We start from the raw sequence: 17840 nt of genomic DNA, 5'->3' as shown, positions 1-17840 counted from the left end.
CCGGACACCATGGATTCACGAGCATCGCCATGACCGACAAGACCGACTATCGCGCCACGCTGAACCTGCCCGACACGCCCTTCCCCATGCGCGGCGACCTGCCCAAACGCGAACCTGCGTGGGCCGACGACTGGAATACGCAGGGCACGTACAAGAAGCTGCGCGACGCGCGCTGCAACGCACCGAAATTCATCCTGCACGACGGGCCCCCCTATGCCAACGGCCAGATCCACATGGGCCATGCCGTCAACAAGATTCTCAAGGACATGATCGTCAAGGCGCGGCAGCTCGCCGGCTTCGATGCGCAATACATCCCGGGCTGGGACTGCCACGGCCTGCCGATCGAGAACGCCATCGAGAAGAAGTTCGGTCGCAACCTGCCGCGCGACGAAATGCAGGCCAAGAGCCGCGCATTCGCCACCGAGCAGATCGCGCAGCAGATGGCCGACTTCAAGCGGCTTGGCGTGCTGGGTGACTGGGACCATCCGTACAAGACGATGGAGTTCATCACCGAGGCCAACGAAATCCGCGCGTTCAAGCGCGTGATCGAGCGCGGCTTTGTCTACCGCGGCCTCAAGCCCGTGTACTGGTGCTTCGACTGCGCCTCGTCGCTGGCCGAATTCGAGATCGAATACGCCGACAAGAAGTCGCAGACGGTGGACGTCGCATTCAAGGCCGACGACAAGGCCGCACTGGCCGCTGCATTCGGCTTGCCGGTCCTGCCGGATGCGGACAAGGATGCGTTCGTCGTCATCTGGACCACGACCGCCTGGACGATCCCGGCCAACCAGGCGCTGAACCTCAACCCCGAGATCGTCTACGCGCTCGTGGACACACCCAAGGGCTTCCTCGTGCTGGCCGAAAGCCTGGTCGAGAAGTGCCTGGCACGCTACAAGCTCGAAGGCAGCGTGGTCGCCACGGTGCCTGGCGAGAAGCTCGGCGGCCTGAAGTTCCAGCATCCGCTGTACGACGTGGACGCCGGCTACAAGCGCCTGTCGCCGGTGTTCCTGGCCGACTACGCCACGGCCGACGACGGCACTGGCATCGTGCACTCGTCGCCTGCCTACGGCGTGGACGACTTCAACTCCTGCGTGTCCAACGGCATGTCCTACGACGACATCCTGAACCCGGTGCAGGCCCAGGGCTCGTACGGCGACAGCCTGCCGCTCTTCGGCGGCATGAACATCTGGAAGGCCGCGCCACGCATCATCGAGGTGCTGGGCGAAGCCGGCCGCCTGATGGCGACCGAGACCATCACCCACAGCTACCCGCATTGCTGGCGCCACAAGACGCCGGTGATCTACCGCGCCGCTGCGCAGTGGTTCATCCGCATGGACGAAGGCGAAGGCGTGTTCACGAAAGACAAGGCACCGAAGACGCTGCGCCAGCTCGCGCTGGACGCCATCGATGAAACCAGCTTCTACCCCGAGAACGGCAAGACGCGCCTGCACGACATGATCGCTGGCCGGCCGGACTGGTGCATCAGCCGCCAGCGCAGCTGGGGTGTGCCGATCCCGTTCTTCCTGCACAAGGAGACAGGCGAGCTGCATCCGCGCACCATGGAAATCCTCGACATCGCGGCCGACATGGTCGAGAAGGGCGGCATCGAGGCCTGGAGCAAGGCGACGACCGAGTCCATCCTCGGTGCGGATGCGCCTTTCTACGACAAGAGCACCGACATCCTGGAGGTTTGGTTCGACTCCGGCACCACGCACACGACGGTGCTCAGGGGCTCGCACGCCGGCAGCGGCCACGAGCAAGGCCCGGAAGCCGACCTGTACCTCGAAGGCCATGACCAGCATCGCGGCTGGTTCCATTCGTCGCTGCTCACCGCCTGCGCGATGTACGGCCGCGCGCCGTACCGTGGCCTGCTGACGCACGGCTTCACCGTGGACAGCCAAGGCCGCAAGATGAGCAAGTCGCTGGGCAATGGCGTCGATCCGCAGGAGACCAGCAAGAAGCTGGGCGCGGAGATCATCCGCCTGTGGGTGGCTGCGAGCGACTACTCCGGCGACATCGCGGGCGACGACAAGATCCTCGCGCGTGTGGTCGACTCGTACCGCCGCATCCGCAACACGTTGCGCTTCCTGATGGCGAACACCAGCGACTTCGACCCCGCCAGGGACGCCGTGCCGCCGGACGAACTGCTGGAAATCGACCGCTATGCGCTGGCCCGCGCGGCCGAACTGCAAAAGGAAATCCTCGCGCATTACGAGGTGTACGAGTTCCACCCCGTCGTGGCCAAGCTGCAGGTGTACTGCTCGGAAGACCTGGGCGCGTTCTACCTGGACGTGCTGAAGGACCGGCTCTACACCACCGCGCCCGGCTCCAAGGCCCGCCGCAGCGCGCAGACCGTCCTGTGGCACATCACCCAGGCCATGCTGCGCTGGATGGCACCGTTCCTCAGCTTCACGGCCGAGGAGGCTTGGAAGATTGTCGGCACGAACGAGTCGATCTTCTTCGAAACATATTCGAAGCTGCCGGAGCCCGACGCGGCGCTGCTGGCCAAGTGGAACCGCCTTCGCGAGATCCGCGATGTGGCCAACAAGGACATCGAAGCCCTGCGCGCCGACGGCAAGGTGGGCTCATCGCTGCAGGCGAACATCGCGCTGACGGCTGGCGGCGATGACCTCGCAATTCTGCAGAGCCTGGGCGACGACCTGCGCTTCGTGTTCATCACGTCCGCCGTCGCCCTGGCCGCCGGTGAAGAGCTGGCCGTAACGACCACGCCGAGTACCGCCACCAAGTGCGAGCGCTGCTGGCACTACCGCGACGACGTGGGCGTGGACAGCGCCCACCCGACGCTGTGCGGCCGCTGCACGAGCAACCTGTACGGCGCGGGCGAAACCCGCACCTTCGCCTGATGGCCCGCGGCGCATCCTCCGCCAGCAGCGGGCTCATCACCTGGCTGGGCCTGGCGCTGATCATCCTGATCGCCGACCAGTTCACCAAGACGCTGATCCTGGGCTACTACCGGCTGGGCGACACGACCTACGTCACCAGCTTCTTCAACATCGTGCGGGCACACAACACCGGCGCGGCCTTCTCGTTCCTCGCGGGCGCATCGGGCTGGCAACGCTGGTTCTTCACCATCATCGGCTTGGCGGCGGCCGTGTTCATCATCTGGATGCTGCGCACCCATTCGGGCCAGAAGCTGTTCAGCTTCGCCATGGCCTGCATCCTCGGTGGCGCCGTCGGCAACGTGGTGGATCGGCTGCTGCACGGCTATGTCGTGGACTTCCTGGACTTCCACTGGGCCAATTGGCATTTTCCGGCGTTCAACCTGGCGGACAGCGCCATCACGCTCGGAGCAGTTTGTCTAATCCTGGATGAGCTTTTGCGCGTGCGACGCGGGAAATGAGGGCGATACGCCTTGCGGGCGTATAGTGCATTGCTAGGGCCATGAAGCATTTGTTGAATCTTTTGGCAGCCATCGCGCTGCTTGTCTGGGGAACGCATCTCGTACGCACCGGCATCCTGCGGGTGTTCGGGGCCAATCTGCGTGACATCATTTCCCGCAGCATCAACAGCCGGTTCACCGCCGCACTGTCCGGTCTCGGCGTCACGGCCCTGGTCCAGTCCAGCACGGCCACCGCGCTCATCGTTTCCTCCTTCGTCGGCCAGGGACTGATCACGCTGCCACTGGCGCTGGCCGTCATGCTGGGTGCAGACATCGGCACCAGCCTGATGGCGGTGGTCTTCTCGCTCGACCTGTCCTGGCTGTCGCCGTTGCTGATCTTCGTCGGCGTGGTGATGTTCGTCGCGCGCCAGGCCGGAACGCTCGGTCGCGTGGGGCGCGTCTTCATCGGTCTGGGCCTCATGTTGCTCGCCCTGCGCCTGGTCACCGAATCGACGCAGGTGCTGACGCAAGCACCTGCCGTGAAGGCCCTGCTGTCGTCGCTGGGCAGCGACCTGCTCCTCGAAATCACGGCGGGCGCGTTCCTCGCCGTTGTCTCCTATTCCAGCCTGGCCATCGTGTTGCTGACGGCCACGCTCGCCGCTTCGGGCGGCGTGCCGCCAGACGTGGCGCTCGGTCTCGTCCTGGGCGCAAACCTGGGCAGCGGCCTGCTCGCCGTGCTGACCACCGCCCGCTCGTCCATCGAGGTGCGGCAGGTGCCGCTGGGCAACCTCGTGTTCAAGATGATCGGCGTGATCCTGCTCGCGCCGCTCGCGGGTCTGTGGCTGCGTCACGCGGGGCCGATCCTCGGCAATCCGGCGACGACGGTGGTGATGTTCCACCTTGCGTTCAACGTCGTGGTCGCCTTCCTGCTCATCGGTTTCACGCAGGTGATTGCGGGCTGGGTGCAGAAGCTCCTGCCCAAGCCCGACCCGGCCACTGCCAGCGCCACAGGCCGCCCACAGCACCTGGACCCCTCCGCCCTTTCGACGCCATCGCTTGCCATTTCGTGCGCCGCACGCGAAGCCCTCCACCAGGCCGACATCGTGGAAACCATGCTTCTGGGCATCATCAAGGTCATCCGCACCAACGACCTGAAGCTCGCCGAAGACCTGCGCAAGCTCGACGACACGGTCGACCAGCTCTACTCGTCGATCAAGTACTACATGACCAAGATCTCGCGCGAAGCGCTCGGCGAGGAAGAAAGCCGGCGCTGGACCGACATCATCAGCTTCACCATCAACATGGAGCAGGTGGGCGACATCATCGAGCGCGTGCTGATCGACATCGAGGACAAGAAGATCAAGAAGGGCCGCAACTTCTCCGAAGCCGGCATGGCCGAGATCTGCGAACTGCACGCGCGGCTGGTGGACAACCTCCGGCTGGGCATGAGCGTGTTCCTCAACGGCAACGTTCGCGACGCGCAGAAGCTGCTAGAAGAAAAGGCCCGATTCCGCGACCTGGAACGCGAATACGCCACCACCCACCTCGCGAGACTGTCGGGCAACACGGTGCAGAGCATCGAGACCAGTTCGCTGCACATCGACCTCATCAGCGACCTGAAGCGCATCAACTCGCACATCTGCTCGATCGCCTACCCGATCCTCGATTCGGCGGGCGCGCTGGCGCCGAGCCGGCTCAAGCAGGCCGCACTGCTCGACGACCCGCAGCGCTGAACCCGCCCCTCGGGCAGCGTCAGCCTGAAACCTTGTCCACGCCCAGCGCCGCCGCGATGATGAGCGCGGCTTCCAGCGTGTATTCGCCGCGCTCCACATCGGCCAGAACCCCGGCCGGCTGCACCAGCCGGAACTGCGCGACTTCGCCGTCCTGGTTTTCCGGCTCCATGCCATCCGGCACGATGCACCGGAACCAGTCGATGTCCTCGACGGTATAGCCCGGCCCTGCGCCGTCGGCATCGCTCGGCCGGCGCAGCGTGATGCGGCCGCAGCGTTGCACATCCTGCATTGCCGCGATGCGAAGGCCTGCTTCCTCCCATGTTTCACGCTCGAGCGCCTGCGCCAGGCTGTCCGACGCGGGCACCATGCCGCCCATGAGGGTGTCCCACATGCCGGGGTCATTGGGCTTGTCCAGCGCGCGCTGCTGCACCCACATGCGGCCATCGGCGCTGAAGCCGACCAGATGCACCGCGTGCGTCGAAATGCCCAACGGCCGCACCGCCGCACGCTCCACGGTTCCCAGCACCTGTCCGTGCGGGTCGCGCACGGACAGCTGTTCGTTGCGCCACGCGGAACACATGTCTTTCTGCCGCATCTCGTGGGCCAGAAGGTTCAGCGTCGCGGTGAGTTCACCCTGCACCTGCCATGGTGAATCACTGCCGCCGGCGACGCGCGTGACTGCGGGGGTGCCGTCCACGAGCCGCACACCGGCCAGTGGATCGAGGAACGCCGGCTCGACGGAGCCGATGACGACCTGCCGCGCCAGCAGCGGCACGCGCCTGCGGGCAGGCGGCTGGCTGGCGCGCGCATGCAGTGACACCAGCCACGCGGGCATGGTCCCGACCGTCGTCACAGCGTAAGAATGGTGCAGCCGGTGGTCTTGCGCGCTTCCAGGTCGATGTGCGCCTGCTTGACGTTCTCCAGCGGATACCGCTGGTCAATGCGGATGTTGACCTTGCCGCTGGTCACGACGTCGAACAGTTCGTCTGCCATCAGTTGGTTGACTTCGCGCGTGGCGATGTGCGTGAACAGCGTCTGGCGCGTCACGTAGATCGAGCCCTTGGACGCCAGCAAGCCGGGCGGGAAAGGTGGCACCGGGCCCGATGCAGCGCCGAAACTGGCCATCAGGCCAAAAGGCCGCAGGCAGTCGAGCGACTTTTCCCACGTGTCCTTGCCTACCGAGTCGTAAACCACTTTCAGGCCCTTGCCACCGGTGATCTCCTTGACGCGCGCGGCGAAGTCTTCGGTGGAGTAGTTGATGACGTGCGCTGCGCCGTTCTCCTTGGCCAGCGCGCACTTCGCGTCCGATCCTGCCGTACCGATGAGTTGCAGGCCCAGTGCCCTGGCCCACTGGCAGGCAATCAGGCCGACGCCGCCGGCCGCCGCGTGGAAAAGCACGAAATCGCCCGGCTCCAGGCCCTCGACCGGCTTGACGCGGCGCAGCAGGTACTGTGCGGTCAACCCCTTGAGCATCATGGCAGCGCCGGTCTCGAAACTGATGGCGTCGGGCAGCTTGCAGACGTTCCTTGCGGGCATCACGCGAAGCTCGCTGTAGCTACCGGGCGGGTTGCTGGCATAGGCAGCACGATCGCCGGCCTTCAGGTGCGTCACGCCCTCGCCCACTGCTTCCACGATGCCCGAGCCTTCCATGCCCAGATGCAACGGCATGGGGAACTGGTAAAGACCGGTGCGCTGGTACACGTCGATGAAGTTCAGGCCCACCGCCTTGTGGCGGATGCGGATCTCACCGGGACCGGGCTCGCCGACGGTGGTCTGCACGATCTTGAGTTCGTCCACACCGCCATGCTGGTCGATGCGGACGGCTTTGCCTGTGTACTGGGCCATGGGTTTTCTCCGGGGTTCGTTCTACTGGAAGTTGCAGATCGCGCGGCCGTTGCGGCAGCGCAGGCGGCCAATCGTGCCACGAATCGCCCGGGCCTGCTCTGCAGGGCCGGGGCCATGCGGGTACAGTGCTGGCCCATGAATCAACGTTTCACGCCGGCAACGCTGATGTTGCTGGTCGCCCCGCCGCTGATCTGGGCGGGCAATGCCATGGTGGGCCGCCTTGCCGTACCCATCGTCCCGCCTTTCACGCTGAACCTGCTGCGCTGGTCGCTGGCATTCATCATCCTGTTGCCCATGGCAGCCTGGGTGCTCAAACCCGGCAGCGGACTCTGGTCCTCATGGCGGCGCTTCGCGGTGCTCGGCCTGTTCGGCGCAGGGCTCTACAACACGCTGCAGTACCTTGCGCTGAAAACGTCCACGCCGATCAACGTGACGCTCGTCGCTTCGAGCATCCCGATCTGGATGCTGGGCATCGGCGCGCTGTTCTACGGCCAGACCATTTCACGCAGGCAGATCGCCGGCGCGGTGCTGTCGATCCTCGGCGTGGTGGTGGTGCTCTGCCAGGGCGACTGGCATCGGCTCGCGCAGGTGCATCTGGTGCCGGGCGACATTTTCATGTTGCTCGCATCGCTGGCGTGGGCCATCTACAGCTGGCTGCTCACGAAGCCGGCCGAGCCGCAGAACATCCGCAGCGACTGGGCCGCGTTCCTCATGGCGCAGACGGTGTTCGGCATCGGCTGGTCCAGTCTGTTCTCCGCCGGCGAATGGGCAGTGGCCGACGTGCACATCGAGTGGGGCTGGGCGCTGCTGGCGGCCCTGCTCTACGTGTCGGCCGTGGCTTCCGTGCTGGCCTATCGCTGCTGGGGCCTGAGCGTGGCACGGGTCGGGCCCAACATCGCCAGCTTCTTCACCAACCTCACGCCGCTGTTCGCGGCGCTTCTGTCCACGGTCATGCTGGGCGAAGCGCCACGCCTGTTCCACGGCGTCGCGTTCGCGCTCATCGTGGGCGGCATCGTGGCATCGTCAGGCCGCAAGGCCTGAACGAGACACTGTCCCGGACCGCTTCCTTACTGCCTCTTCTTCGGCGGCGGCGCTTTGGCCGGTGGTGCGGCCTTTGCAGCCGGTGCGGACGCAGGCACTGCCGCAGGCCGGCTTGCTGCCGCCATCTGCTGCATGCGCTGCGGCACCGTGACCGACGCTGCACCGGTGTAGGCGTCGAGCCGGTTGCCCATGGCCTGTTCCAGCTGATCCAGACGCGTCTGCGCCGGCGGGTGCGTGCTCAGGGTCAGCGTGAAGGCCGGGTTGTCGGGCGTTGCGGTGCGCAGCTGCAGCAGCGCGCTCACGAGACCGTAGGGGTCGAAGCCCGCGCTGGCGGCCAATGCCACGCCGGAGCGGTCGGCATCGAATTCGTCATCCTGGTCCAGGCCCTTGGAATACAGGTCCTTGCCCAGGCTGAGCAGTTGCGCAGAAATCGCTCCGCCCAGGTTGTTGTTGAGTTGTGAGCCCACCACCTGCGTCAGCAGGCCGGCACGCGCGGTCTTGCGCATGGCCTTGAGATGGTGCTTGCCGGTCACATGGGTGATCTCGTGCGCGAGGATGCCGGCGAGCTCCGCTTCGTCGCGCACCTGGTCGATCAATCCCTTGGTCACGAACACATACCCGCCGGGCGCGGCGAAGGCGTTGTAGCCCGTGTCGTCGAGCACCGCGAAGGTCCACGGCAGGTTGGGGCGCGCGGACTGCAGGCTGATCCAGCGGCCGAGCTGGTTCACATAGCGCTGCAACTGCATGTCGCCGTGCAGCGGCTTGCTGCCCAGCAACACGGCGGCCAGTTGCCGGCCGATCTCGATTTCCTTGGGCTCGTCGATCTCTTCGACCGATTGCGACAGCAGGCGCACCAGATCGACCGCGTTCCCCTGTTGCGGTGCCACGGGCGAGCCGCCACCGATGAGGTTGCCGATCATCGCCGCCGGCGCATTCTGCGGCTGCTGTTGCTGCTGTTGCGGGCGGATGGCCTGGAACAGGCCGCCGAGTGCGCGTGCGGCATCCTGCGCCTGCACGGCCACGGGCAGCGCCACCGTTGCGCCGAGCAGCACGGCCATGCACGCGGCACGTGCGAAGGGAATTGTGTTCAATGGGTTCACGGCATCATCCCCGGGTTGCCGGGCTGGCCGCCCGCAGGATTGGCGTTGGCCGGCGCACGCGGCTTCGGCGGCTCGGGCAGTACGACCAGCGGCTTGACGGACAGCATCGCCGTGCCCGCGAACTGCTGCGCGCCGTTGGCATCCTGCCGCAGGCCCTCGGCCTGGCCCACCGCATTCAGGTTGGGCTGGGCATTGGCAATGTCTTCCGCGCCCAGGCCGCGGATGCCGACCGTGGATGTCGAGGTCGTGGCGCTGGCGCCTGCGGAACGGTTGAAGAACCCGGTCAGGCCACGCAGCGCGCCGGTGGCGGAGCTGCCGCCTTGCGTCGGCGCATTGGGCGACGTCAGATCGAAGATATGGAGCCATCCGGCGCCGCCCTGCGCCGTTGTGACGCGCACCCAGGCACCGCTGCGTTCTGGAAGACGTGTCACGGGCGTCTGCGGCGCGAGCGCGCCGAGCGAACGGGAAGATTCGCCGGGCTGCTCGCGCAAGTCCGCCGCGCGTTTGACGATGGCCGCCTCGCCGACGGGTTGCTGGGCCTGCACGATGCCCGGGGCTGCTGCCGCCAGAAGCAAAGTGCAATAAGCTATCCATTTCATCCGGTGACCCCCTTTTTTGTCATCGGCGAGTGTATCCAATTGAAAGTTCAGCATGGATTTGGGCATACAGGGTAAGTGGGCGCTGGTCGGCGGCGCGAGCAAGGGTCTGGGCCTCGGTTGCGCGCAGGCGCTGGTGGCCGAGGGCGTGAACGTGGTCATCATGGCGCGCGGTGCCGACGCACTGGCGCAGGCGGCGCAGGCGCTCGCGGCGGAAGCGAAGCATGGCGCGCAGGTGCTGCAGGTCGCCGCCGACATCACCACGCCGCAGGGCCGCGAGCAGGCTTTTGCCGCACAGGCCGACTACGACATCGTCGTGACGAATGCCGGCGGCCCGCCGCCCGGTGACTTCCGCGACTGGGACCGCGATGCCTGGATCAAGGCCGTCGACGCCAACATGCTCACGCCCATCGAGCTCATCAAGGCGACGGTGGACGGCATGGCTGCGCGCGGCTATGGCCGCATCGTCAACATCACGTCCAGCGCGGTGAAGGCGCCCATCGACATCCTGGGCCTGTCCAACGGTGCGCGCAGCGGGCTGACCGGCTTCGTGGCGGGTGTCGCGCGCACGACGAAGCTCGCATCCAACAACGTGACGATCAACAACCTGCTGCCCGGCGCGTTCGACACCGACCGCCTGCGCGGCACGCTGGTCGGCGCGTCGAAGAAAACAGGGCAGTCCGTCGAAGCCGTGGCCGACAGCCGCCGCAAGAACATTCCGGCGCAGCGCTTCGGCAACGCACAGGAGTTCGGTGCGATCTGCGCCTTCCTGTGCAGCATGCACGCGGGCTACATCACCGGGCAGAACATCCTGGCCGATGGCGGTGCCTACCCCGGCACCTACTGATCACGGATCGGTTTGACCCCGACCGCGGCGGCCGGCCTGCCGCCGCGCGTGAAGACGTAGATCCCTGCGATCACGAGCACCGTTCCGACGGCGATCCAGCCGGTGAAGGGTTCGCCCAGGATCACCACGCCCATGATGATGGTGGACATGGGGCCGACCATGCCCATCTGCGATGCCATGCTGGAGCCCACGCGCTCGATGGCCATCATCACCATCAGCACCGGCGCGGCGGTGCACAGCGTCGCGTTCAGCACGGACAGCCAGATCACCTGCGGCGCAACGGACAAGGCCACATCGATGGGTCGCAGCAGCAGGAACTGCACGATGCAGCAGATGCATGCCACGCTGGTCGCCAGGCCCACGAGCCGCAGCGACCCGAGCCGCTGCACCACCTGGCCGCTGTAGACGAGATAGACCGCATAGCTGATCGCGCTGGCAAAGACGAGCGCCGCGCCCCATGCCGTCTGCACGCCCGCGACGATCTGCAGTTCATGCCCGAACACCAGCAGCACGCCGGCATAGCTGATCGCCATGCCCACCATCTGGATGCGCGTGGCCTTGCGGCGGTACATGAGCCAGCCCATCAGCAGCACGAGCGTGGGGTTCAGGTACAGGATGAGCCGCTCGAGGCTCGCGGTGATGTAGGCCAGCCCCGCGAAGTCGAGAAAACTCGCAAGGTAGTAGCCGGTGAAGCCGAGCCACACCACGGCGATCCAGTCCTCGCGCGTGAGCGGCGGCTTGCCACGGCTCGCCCACCACGCCATCACGGCGAAGATGGGCAAGGCGAACAACATGCGATACATGATGAGCGTGACCGCATCCACGCCATGGCGGTACGCGAGCTTGACGATGATCGCCTTGCCGCTGAAGGCAATCGCACCCAAGCCGGCCAGTGCAAGGCCGGGCAGCAGGTTCGTCGGTGCCGTATTCGACGAAGACATCAGAACCCGGCAGCCAGCCCGTCGCGGCGCGGATCGCTCGCCACGACGTAGCCTTCCTTCGCCGGGTCACCCATGCGCCAGATGAACTGGCCGGCGCCGTAGTCCTGGTAGTTGTCGCTGATGACGGCCATCTTGTGGCCGCGCGCGGACAGGCCTTGCACGGTGGCAGGGTCCATCGAGGTTTCCACGTTGATCTCGAAGCCGGCGTTGTAGCGCCAGCGCGGTGCATCGCATGCGGCCTGCGGGTTCTGGCCGTAGTCGAGCATGCGCACCAGCGTCTGCACGTGGCCTTGCGGCTGCATGTTGGCGCCCATCACGCCGAAGCTCATCACAGGCGCGCCGTCCTTCGTGAGGAAGCCGGGGATGATGGTGTGGAACGGCCGCTTGCCCGGTGCCACGATGTTGGCGGGGTTCAGGCCCTTGTCGTCGACGCTGAAGGCATGCCCGCGGTTCTGCAGGCTGATGCCGAACTGCGGCTCCACGCAACCCGAGCCGAAGCCCATGTAGTTGCTCTGGATGAAGCTCACCATCATGCCGTTCTCGTCGGCCGCGGTGAGGTAGATCGTGCCACCCTTGACCGGATTGCCCGCACCGAAATCCTGCGCCTTCTTCATGTCGATCAGTTTGGCACGCGACGCGAGGTACGCGTCGTCCAGCATTTGCGCGGCGGTCACCTCCATCGACGATGGCTCGGCCACGTAGCGGTACACATCGGCGAAAGCGAGCTTGATCGCCTCGATCTGCAAGTGCTGCGAGTCGACGCCGTCCACCTTCAGGCCCGCCACGTCGAACTGGTTGAGGATGCCCAGTGCCATCAGCGCGGTGATGCCTTGCCCGTTCGGCGGAATCTCATGCAGCGTGTGGCCGCGATAGTCCTTGCTGATCGGCGTGACCCACTCCGGCTTGTAGCCCGCGAAGTCGGACGCCTTGATGCTGCCGCCATTGGCCGCCGCGAATTTCTCGATGGCCTGGGCGATCTCGCCACCGTAGAAGGCCGCGCCCTTGCTTTGCGCAATGGCACGCAGGCCGCGCGCGGCGGTTCTGAACTGGAACAGTTCGCCGACGTTGGGCGCACGGCCCCAGGGCAGGAAGGCGTCGGCAAAGCCGGGCTGGTTGCGCAGCTCGTCGGTCGCTGCCGACCACTTCTGCTGCACCACGGGCGACACGAGATAGCCTCGCTCGGCGATCTCGATGGCGGGCTGGAGCAGGTCCGCGAACGGCAGCTTGCCGAAGCGTTCCGACAGCGCGACCCAGCTACCCACGGCACCTGGCACGGTGACCGTGTCGACGCCGCGCTTGGGCGGGGCCTTGCTGTCCGCCCCGTATTTTTTCCTGAAGTATTCCGGCGTCCACGTTGCGGGGGCGCGACCTGACGCATTCAGGCCGTGCAGTTCCTTGCCGTCCCACAGGATGCAGAACGCGTCGCTGCCCAGGCCATTGCTCACTGGCTCGACGATCGTGATGGCGGCTGCGGCAGCGATCGCCGCGTCCACGGCATTGCCGCCCTGGTGCAGGATGCGCAGCCCCGCCTGCGCGGCCAACGGGTGCGAAGTGGACACCACGTTGCGCGCGAATACCGGCGTGCGCGTGGACAGGTAGGGATTGTGGAAATTGAAGGACATGGAATGGATTATCGGCAAAGAAAAACGGCGCCACAGGGGCGCCGCTTTCCGGTCAGGCAACTTGCTCAGTCTTCGACGAACGCTTCTTCACGCTGCTTCTTCACGGCCGGGAGCAGCACGATGATAAGCAGCAGCACGGCAGCCGCCAGCAGACCGGCCGACAGCGGACGCGTGACGAACACACTCCAGTCGCCGCGCGAGAGCAGCAGTGCACGGCGCAGGTTCTCTTCCATCATCGGCCCCAGGATGAAGCCCAGCAGCAGCGGTGCGGGTTCCATGCCCAGCTTGATGAACACGTAGCCGATCACACCGAAGATCGCGACCATCCAGATGTCCCAGGTGTTGTTGTTGGTCGAGTACACGCCGATCGCGCAGAACAGCACGATGGAGGGGAACAGCCAGCGGTAGGGCACGGTCAGCAGCTTGATCCAGATGCCGATCAGCGGCAGGTTCAGGATGATCAGCATGGCGTTGCCGATCCACATCGAGGCGATCAGGCCCCAGAACAGCTCGGGGTTGCTGGTCATGACCTGCGGGCCGGGCTGGATGTTGTGGATGGTCATGGCGCCGACCATCAGCGCCATCACGGCGTTGGGCGGAATGCCCAGGGTGAGCAGCGGGATGAACGAAGTCTGCGAACCGGCGTTGTTGGCGGATTCGGGTGCCGCGACACCACGGATGTTGCCCTTGCCGAACGGCACTTCCCCGGGCTTGAGCTTGGTCTTCTTCTCGATCGTGTAGGCCGCAAAAGCCGACAGCAGCGCACCGCCGCCGGGCAGGATGCCCAGTGAAGCGCCCAACGCCGTGCCGCGCAGCACAGCCGGCACCATGCGCTTGAAATCCTCCGCAGACGGGTACAAGTGCGTGACCTTGCCCGTGAACACTTCGCGCTCATCTTCGGGCTGCGACAGGTTGTGGATGATTTCCCCGTAGCCGAACACGCCCATTGCGATGACGATGAAGCCGATGCCGTCGGTCAATTCCGGAATGTCGAACGAATAGCGTGCAACGCCCGAATTCACGTCCGTCCCGATCAGCCCGAGCAGCAGGCCCAGCACGATCATGCCGACGGCCTTGACAAGCGAGCCCGAAGCCAGCACCACGGCGCCGATCAGGCCCAGGATCATCAGCGAGAAGTATTCGGCCGGGCCGAACTTGAAGGCCACCTCGGTCAGCGGTGCTGCAAAGCCTGCAAGCACGAGTGTGCCCACGCAGCCCGCAAAGAACGAGCCGATGCCCGCCGCAGCGAGCGCCGGGCCCGCGCGCCCCTTGCGGGCCATCTGGTACCCGTCGATCACGGTCACCACCGAGGAAGATTCGCCCGGCAGGTTCACCAGGATCGCGGTGGTGGAGCCGCCGTACTGCGCACCGTAGTAGATGCCGGCCAGCATGATCAGCGCGGCCACCGGAGGCAGCGCGTAGGTGGCGGGCAGCAGCATGGCGATGGTGGCCACGGGACCTACGCCGGGCAGCACGCCGATCAGCGTGCCCAGCAGACAGCCGACGAACGCGTAAAGCAGGTTCTGCAGCGTGAAGGCCACGCTGAAGCCGAGGGAAAGGTTGTTGATCAGATCTGTCATGTCGCTCGCCTAATCAGCCCGTGATGAAAGTGGGCCACACCGGAAACTGCAGCTTGAGCGCCACAACGAAAGCCAGGTAGCTGCCCAGGGCCAGCACCGTGGCAAGGATCAACACTTCGCCGATCTTGAACTTGGTGCCCGCGAGGCTGGCGACGATGGTCAGGCCGTAGATACCGGCGATCAGGCCCATGGCCGGGATGCCGAATCTCGGGAGACCACCGAGCAGCACGCCGAACAGCAGGTTGGCGCCGATGATGTAGGCCAGCGGCTTCCACGCCCACTTGCCGATCTTGTCACCATCTTCGGTCTCGACGACCAATGCCTTGAACATCACGACGCCGCCGATGAAGGCCAGCAGGATGCCAAGCATGAGAGGGAAGTAGCCGGGGCCCATGCGCGCACCCGAGCCGATGTTGTAGTTCGTGGCGCCCCACGCAAAAGCCACGCCGACCGCCGTATAAAGCAGGCCGGAGAAAAAGTCCTTCTGACTTTTGATGTTCACAGCACACTCCTCTTGATTTTCAAGTGCAGGCGCATTCTGACCTCCAAGTCAGGTTGAACGGATGTGGATATCACCTATCGAGGGTTTCACCTAGGTGTGTGGTGCATGCACCGCGAGGGTGCATGTTTAGACCGAAAGAATCAGTCCAGCGGCGGCGTGGCGGCCAGGACTTCCTCGATCGTCGTGAGCCCTTCCGCCACGCGCAGCGCACCGGCCAGGCGAAGCGGACGCATGCCGTCCGTCACGGCCTGCTTGCGCAGACCGTCGATGCTGGGTTCGCGGTCCACACGGGTGCGGAACTCCGGCGAGATCGTCAGCAATTCGTAAAGGCCCATCCGGCCCAGGAAGCCCGTCATGCGGCAGTCGACGCAGCCCACCGCCTTGTAGGGCCGATAGCCGCCGTTGATCTTCCAGGGCTTCACGTATTCGCTGAGCTGCTCGCGCGTCATCGACTCGTCGGGCTCCTTGCACTGCTTGCACAGCGTGCGCACCAGCCGCTGGGCCAGCACGCCCAGCATCGTCGCGTTGATCAGGTAAGGCGGCACGCCGAGATCCATCAGGCGGGTGATGGCCGACGGCGCATCGTTGGTGTGGAGCGTGGAAAACACAAGGTGGCCCGTCAGCGCGGCCTGCACCGCAGCCTCGGCCGTCGCGAGGTCGCGGATTTCGCCCACCATGATGATGTCCGGGTCCTGGCGCATCAGGGCACGCAGCCCTTCGAGGAAGCCGAAATCGAGCTGGTGCTGCACCTGCGTCTGGTTGAACGCAGGCTCGATCATTTCGATCGGGTCTTCCACCGTACTGACGTTCACCTCTTCCGTCGCCACACGCTTGAGCGTGGAGTACAGCGTGGTGGTCTTGCCGGCGCCGGTCGGGCCGGTCACCAGGATGATGCCGTTGGGCCGTTTGACCATGGTCTCCCAACGCTGCGCGTCATGGCTGGAGAAGCCGAGCGCGTCGAGGTCCTTCACGGCGGTGTCGGGATCGAAGATACGCATCACGGTCTTCTCGCCGAAGGCCGTGGGCAGCGTCGACAGGCGCATTTCGACCTCGTCACCGCGGATGTTGCGCACTTTCACGCGGCCGTCCTGCGGACGGCGCTTTTCCATGATGTCCATGCGGCCCAGCAGCTTGATGCGCGCGGTGATCGCGTTCATCACACCCATGGGCAACTGGTAGACGGGCTGCAGCACGCCGTCGATACGGAAGCGGATCACGCCCTGTTCACGGCGCGGCTCCAGATGGATATCGCTCGCGCGCTGGTCGAACGCGTATTGCCAGAGCCAGTCCACCACCTGCACGACGCCCTGGTCGTTGGCGTCGAGCTGCTTGTTGCTGCGGCCGAGTTCGACCAGTTGCTCGAACGTGGCCGCGCCCTGGTTGCCGCCGGCCTTCTGCGCCGCACGCACCGACTTGGCGAGTGCAAAGAACTCCGCCGTGAAGCGCTGGATTTCCTGCGGGTTCGAGATGACACGCTTGACCTTGCGCTTGGACTGGCGCTCGACCTCGGAGACCCAGTCGTTGATGAAAGGCTCGGCCGTGGCGACCACCAGTTCAGTCGGGCTCACCTGCACCGGGAGAATCCTGTGCCGCTCGGCATAGGCCGCGCTCATGGCGTCGGCCACCTTGCCCACATCCACCTTCAGCGGATCGATGCGCAGGTATTCCAGGCCCGCGTAGCCCGCCAGCCACTGGCACAGCTTCTCGATGTCCAGCGGCTTGCCATCGCTGGCACGCGCCATGGCCACGCTGGCCAGCCGCACGAGCGGGTTCTGCGAACTCTCGGCCTGCGCGATGCGCGCGATGGTGCGTTGCGCCTCTTCCTGGCTGATCACGCCATCCTCGCTCAACCATTCGACGATGCGACGCCAGTCCAGCGGGCCGATGTACTTGGTCTTGGCGGTGATGGTGGGCTGAAGGACTGCGCTCATGCTTGGATGGGTTTGAACACCCGCAGCCACTTGGCCGCCGGCAGATTCCATTGAGTTTGGATGTTTTCCGCGCGTTCGGCAAGCATGGCCCGACCGGGCCTTGCAGCCTCCCGCTGCGCCAGCACGATGGTGTTGCCCTCGCGCGTCGGCTTGAAGGCCCAGACCGAATCGACGCCGAAAGCTGCGGTGATCTTCTTCAGGCTGCGTGCGTAACTCGACGCGCGGCCGAACAGGTTCACCGTCATGCAGCCGTCATCGGTGAGCAGCTTGCGGCAGTCCGCATAGAACGCTTCACTGTCGAGTACAGGCGCGGCAGCGTCATGGTCGTACAGGTCCACCTGCAGCGCATCGACCTGGCCCAGCCATGCCGGCTTGCGGATTTCGGTCTCGGCGTCGGCCAGCACCACGTGCAGTCGCTCGTTGTCGTCGGGCAGCTTGAACCAGCCGCGGCAGGCGGCCAGCACCTGCGGATTGAGCTCGACGGCGGTCGTCCGCATCCGCAACTTCTTGTAACAATATTTCGTCAATGCGGCAGAGCCGAGGCCGAGCTGCATCGCATGACGCTTCGGCACGCTGGCCGGCTCGACGAACAGCAGCCACGCCATCATCCGCTGCACGTACTCCAGTTCGATATCGAACGGCGCGTCGATCAACATGGACCCCTGGATCCATTCGGAACCCAGGTGCAGGTAGCGCACGTCGCCGTCATCGGAGATGTTCACCTCCGGCAGTTCGATGGTTTTCTTCTTGCTCATTCGTATT

The 17840-nt window shown here is 65.4% G+C and carries 15 protein-coding genes; 5 read left to right on the top strand and 10 right to left on the bottom strand.

Going from position 1 to position 17840, the window contains the following annotated elements; translation table 11 throughout:
• The first annotated feature begins 29 nt into the window (after positions 1 to 29).
• The 3 genes from ileS to ACO2Q9_RS14185 are packed head-to-tail and all read left to right on the top strand — an operon-like array spanning position 30 to position 5073.
• Positions 30 to 2864: an isoleucine--tRNA ligase gene (gene ileS, locus ACO2Q9_RS14195; RefSeq protein WP_423312432.1), complete on the top strand. Its 2835-nt coding sequence runs from the start codon at positions 30 to 32 to the stop codon at positions 2862 to 2864.
• Complete coding sequence (gene lspA, locus ACO2Q9_RS14190; protein ID WP_423312431.1) at positions 2864 to 3361, top strand: signal peptidase II; 498 nt, start codon at positions 2864 to 2866, stop codon at positions 3359 to 3361. The genes ileS and lspA overlap by 1 nt, the downstream gene beginning before the upstream one ends.
• Positions 3362 to 3402: 41 nt before the next feature.
• A complete protein-coding gene (locus ACO2Q9_RS14185) occupies positions 3403 to 5073 on the top strand; it encodes a Na/Pi cotransporter family protein (RefSeq protein ID WP_423312430.1) in 1671 nt (556 codons plus the stop codon).
• Positions 5074 to 5092: 19 nt separating this feature from the next.
• Here the strand turns inward: ACO2Q9_RS14185 and ACO2Q9_RS14180 are convergent, their stop codons facing one another.
• The gene (locus tag ACO2Q9_RS14180; protein WP_423312429.1) at positions 5093 to 5926 is read right to left on the bottom strand and encodes an NUDIX hydrolase; all 834 of its coding nucleotides are present in this window, start codon (positions 5924 to 5926) and stop codon (positions 5093 to 5095) included.
• On the bottom strand, positions 5923 to 6918 hold the full coding sequence (locus ACO2Q9_RS14175; RefSeq protein WP_423312428.1) for a quinone oxidoreductase family protein: 996 nt from the start codon (positions 6916 to 6918) through the stop codon (positions 5923 to 5925). The genes ACO2Q9_RS14180 and ACO2Q9_RS14175 overlap by 4 nt, the downstream gene beginning before the upstream one ends.
• 135 nt (positions 6919 to 7053) lie before the next feature.
• Between ACO2Q9_RS14175 and ACO2Q9_RS14170 the strand changes: the two genes are divergently transcribed.
• Positions 7054 to 7959 (top strand): DMT family transporter, encoded by a 906-nt coding sequence (locus ACO2Q9_RS14170; protein ID WP_423312427.1) that lies wholly within the window; start codon positions 7054 to 7056, stop codon positions 7957 to 7959.
• A 26-nt stretch (positions 7960 to 7985) separates the two neighbouring features.
• On the opposite strand, the gene ACO2Q9_RS14165 is transcribed toward ACO2Q9_RS14170, so the two are convergent.
• Positions 7986 to 9059: a M48 family metalloprotease gene (locus ACO2Q9_RS14165; protein WP_423312426.1), complete on the bottom strand. Its 1074-nt coding sequence runs from the start codon at positions 9057 to 9059 to the stop codon at positions 7986 to 7988.
• Positions 9056 to 9658 (bottom strand): SH3 domain-containing protein, encoded by a 603-nt coding sequence (locus tag ACO2Q9_RS14160; protein ID WP_423312425.1) that lies wholly within the window; start codon positions 9656 to 9658, stop codon positions 9056 to 9058. The genes ACO2Q9_RS14165 and ACO2Q9_RS14160 overlap by 4 nt, the downstream gene beginning before the upstream one ends.
• Before the next feature lie 52 nt (positions 9659 to 9710).
• Between ACO2Q9_RS14160 and ACO2Q9_RS14155 the strand changes: the two genes are divergently transcribed.
• Entirely contained in the window at positions 9711 to 10502 is a 792-nt protein-coding gene (locus ACO2Q9_RS14155) for an SDR family oxidoreductase (RefSeq protein ID WP_423312424.1), read from the top strand.
• Here the strand turns inward: ACO2Q9_RS14155 and ACO2Q9_RS14150 are convergent.
• The 6 genes from ACO2Q9_RS14150 to ACO2Q9_RS14125 form a co-directional block, all read right to left on the bottom strand.
• A complete protein-coding gene (locus tag ACO2Q9_RS14150; RefSeq protein WP_423312423.1) occupies positions 10496 to 11443 on the bottom strand; it encodes a DMT family transporter in 948 nt (315 codons plus the stop codon). The genes ACO2Q9_RS14155 and ACO2Q9_RS14150 overlap by 7 nt on opposite strands.
• A complete protein-coding gene (locus tag ACO2Q9_RS14145; protein ID WP_423312422.1) occupies positions 11443 to 13065 on the bottom strand; it encodes a gamma-glutamyltransferase family protein in 1623 nt (540 codons plus the stop codon). Before ACO2Q9_RS14145 ends, ACO2Q9_RS14150 begins: the two co-directional genes overlap by 1 nt.
• A 65-nt stretch (positions 13066 to 13130) precedes the next feature.
• Positions 13131 to 14645, bottom strand: a complete 1515-nt coding sequence (locus ACO2Q9_RS14140; RefSeq protein WP_423312421.1) for a tripartite tricarboxylate transporter permease — start codon at positions 14643 to 14645, stop codon at positions 13131 to 13133.
• A gap of 13 nt (positions 14646 to 14658) precedes the next feature.
• Positions 14659 to 15147, bottom strand: coding sequence for a tripartite tricarboxylate transporter TctB family protein (locus ACO2Q9_RS14135; protein WP_423312420.1), 489 nt, complete (start codon positions 15145 to 15147; stop codon positions 14659 to 14661).
• Between the two features lie 140 nt (positions 15148 to 15287).
• The gene (locus ACO2Q9_RS14130) at positions 15288 to 17078 is read right to left on the bottom strand and encodes a GspE/PulE family protein (protein WP_423312419.1); all 1791 of its coding nucleotides are present in this window, start codon (positions 17076 to 17078) and stop codon (positions 15288 to 15290) included.
• Positions 17075 to 17833, bottom strand: a complete 759-nt coding sequence (locus ACO2Q9_RS14125) for a spermidine synthase (RefSeq protein WP_423312418.1) — start codon at positions 17831 to 17833, stop codon at positions 17075 to 17077. The genes ACO2Q9_RS14130 and ACO2Q9_RS14125 overlap by 4 nt, the downstream gene beginning before the upstream one ends.
• Positions 17834 to 17840: the final 7 nt, after the last annotated feature.

This window comes from Variovorax sp. VNK109, from assembly GCF_049445855.1.
Lineage (GTDB): Bacteria > Pseudomonadota > Gammaproteobacteria > Burkholderiales > Burkholderiaceae_C > JAGOCV01.
Note: the sequence above shows the minus strand (reverse complement) of the source record. Positions and strands in the feature narration are given on the sequence as shown.

What these genes read in the sequence shown, in the direction of transcription:
- ileS (WP_423312432.1), top strand. Translation starts at nt 30, where the DNA reads ATGACCGACAAGACCGACTATCGCGCCACGCTGAACCTGCCCGACACG.
- lspA (WP_423312431.1), top strand. Translation starts at nt 2,864, where the DNA reads ATGGCCCGCGGCGCATCCTCCGCCAGCAGCGGGCTCATCACCTGGCTG.
- ACO2Q9_RS14185 (WP_423312430.1), top strand. Translation starts at nt 3,403, where the DNA reads ATGAAGCATTTGTTGAATCTTTTGGCAGCCATCGCGCTGCTTGTCTGG.
- ACO2Q9_RS14175 (WP_423312428.1), bottom strand. Translation starts at nt 6,918, where the DNA reads ATGGCCCAGTACACAGGCAAAGCCGTCCGCATCGACCAGCATGGCGGT.
- ACO2Q9_RS14170 (WP_423312427.1), top strand. Translation starts at nt 7,054, where the DNA reads ATGAATCAACGTTTCACGCCGGCAACGCTGATGTTGCTGGTCGCCCCG.
- ACO2Q9_RS14160 (WP_423312425.1), bottom strand. Translation starts at nt 9,658, where the DNA reads ATGAAATGGATAGCTTATTGCACTTTGCTTCTGGCGGCAGCAGCCCCG.
- ACO2Q9_RS14155 (WP_423312424.1), top strand. Translation starts at nt 9,711, where the DNA reads ATGGATTTGGGCATACAGGGTAAGTGGGCGCTGGTCGGCGGCGCGAGC.
- ACO2Q9_RS14150 (WP_423312423.1), bottom strand. Translation starts at nt 11,443, where the DNA reads ATGTCTTCGTCGAATACGGCACCGACGAACCTGCTGCCCGGCCTTGCA.
- ACO2Q9_RS14145 (WP_423312422.1), bottom strand. Translation starts at nt 13,065, where the DNA reads ATGTCCTTCAATTTCCACAATCCCTACCTGTCCACGCGCACGCCGGTA.
- ACO2Q9_RS14140 (WP_423312421.1), bottom strand. Translation starts at nt 14,645, where the DNA reads ATGACAGATCTGATCAACAACCTTTCCCTCGGCTTCAGCGTGGCCTTC.
- ACO2Q9_RS14130 (WP_423312419.1), bottom strand. Translation starts at nt 17,078, where the DNA reads ATGAGCGCAGTCCTTCAGCCCACCATCACCGCCAAGACCAAGTACATC.
- ACO2Q9_RS14125 (WP_423312418.1), bottom strand. Translation starts at nt 17,833, where the DNA reads ATGAGCAAGAAGAAAACCATCGAACTGCCGGAGGTGAACATCTCCGAT.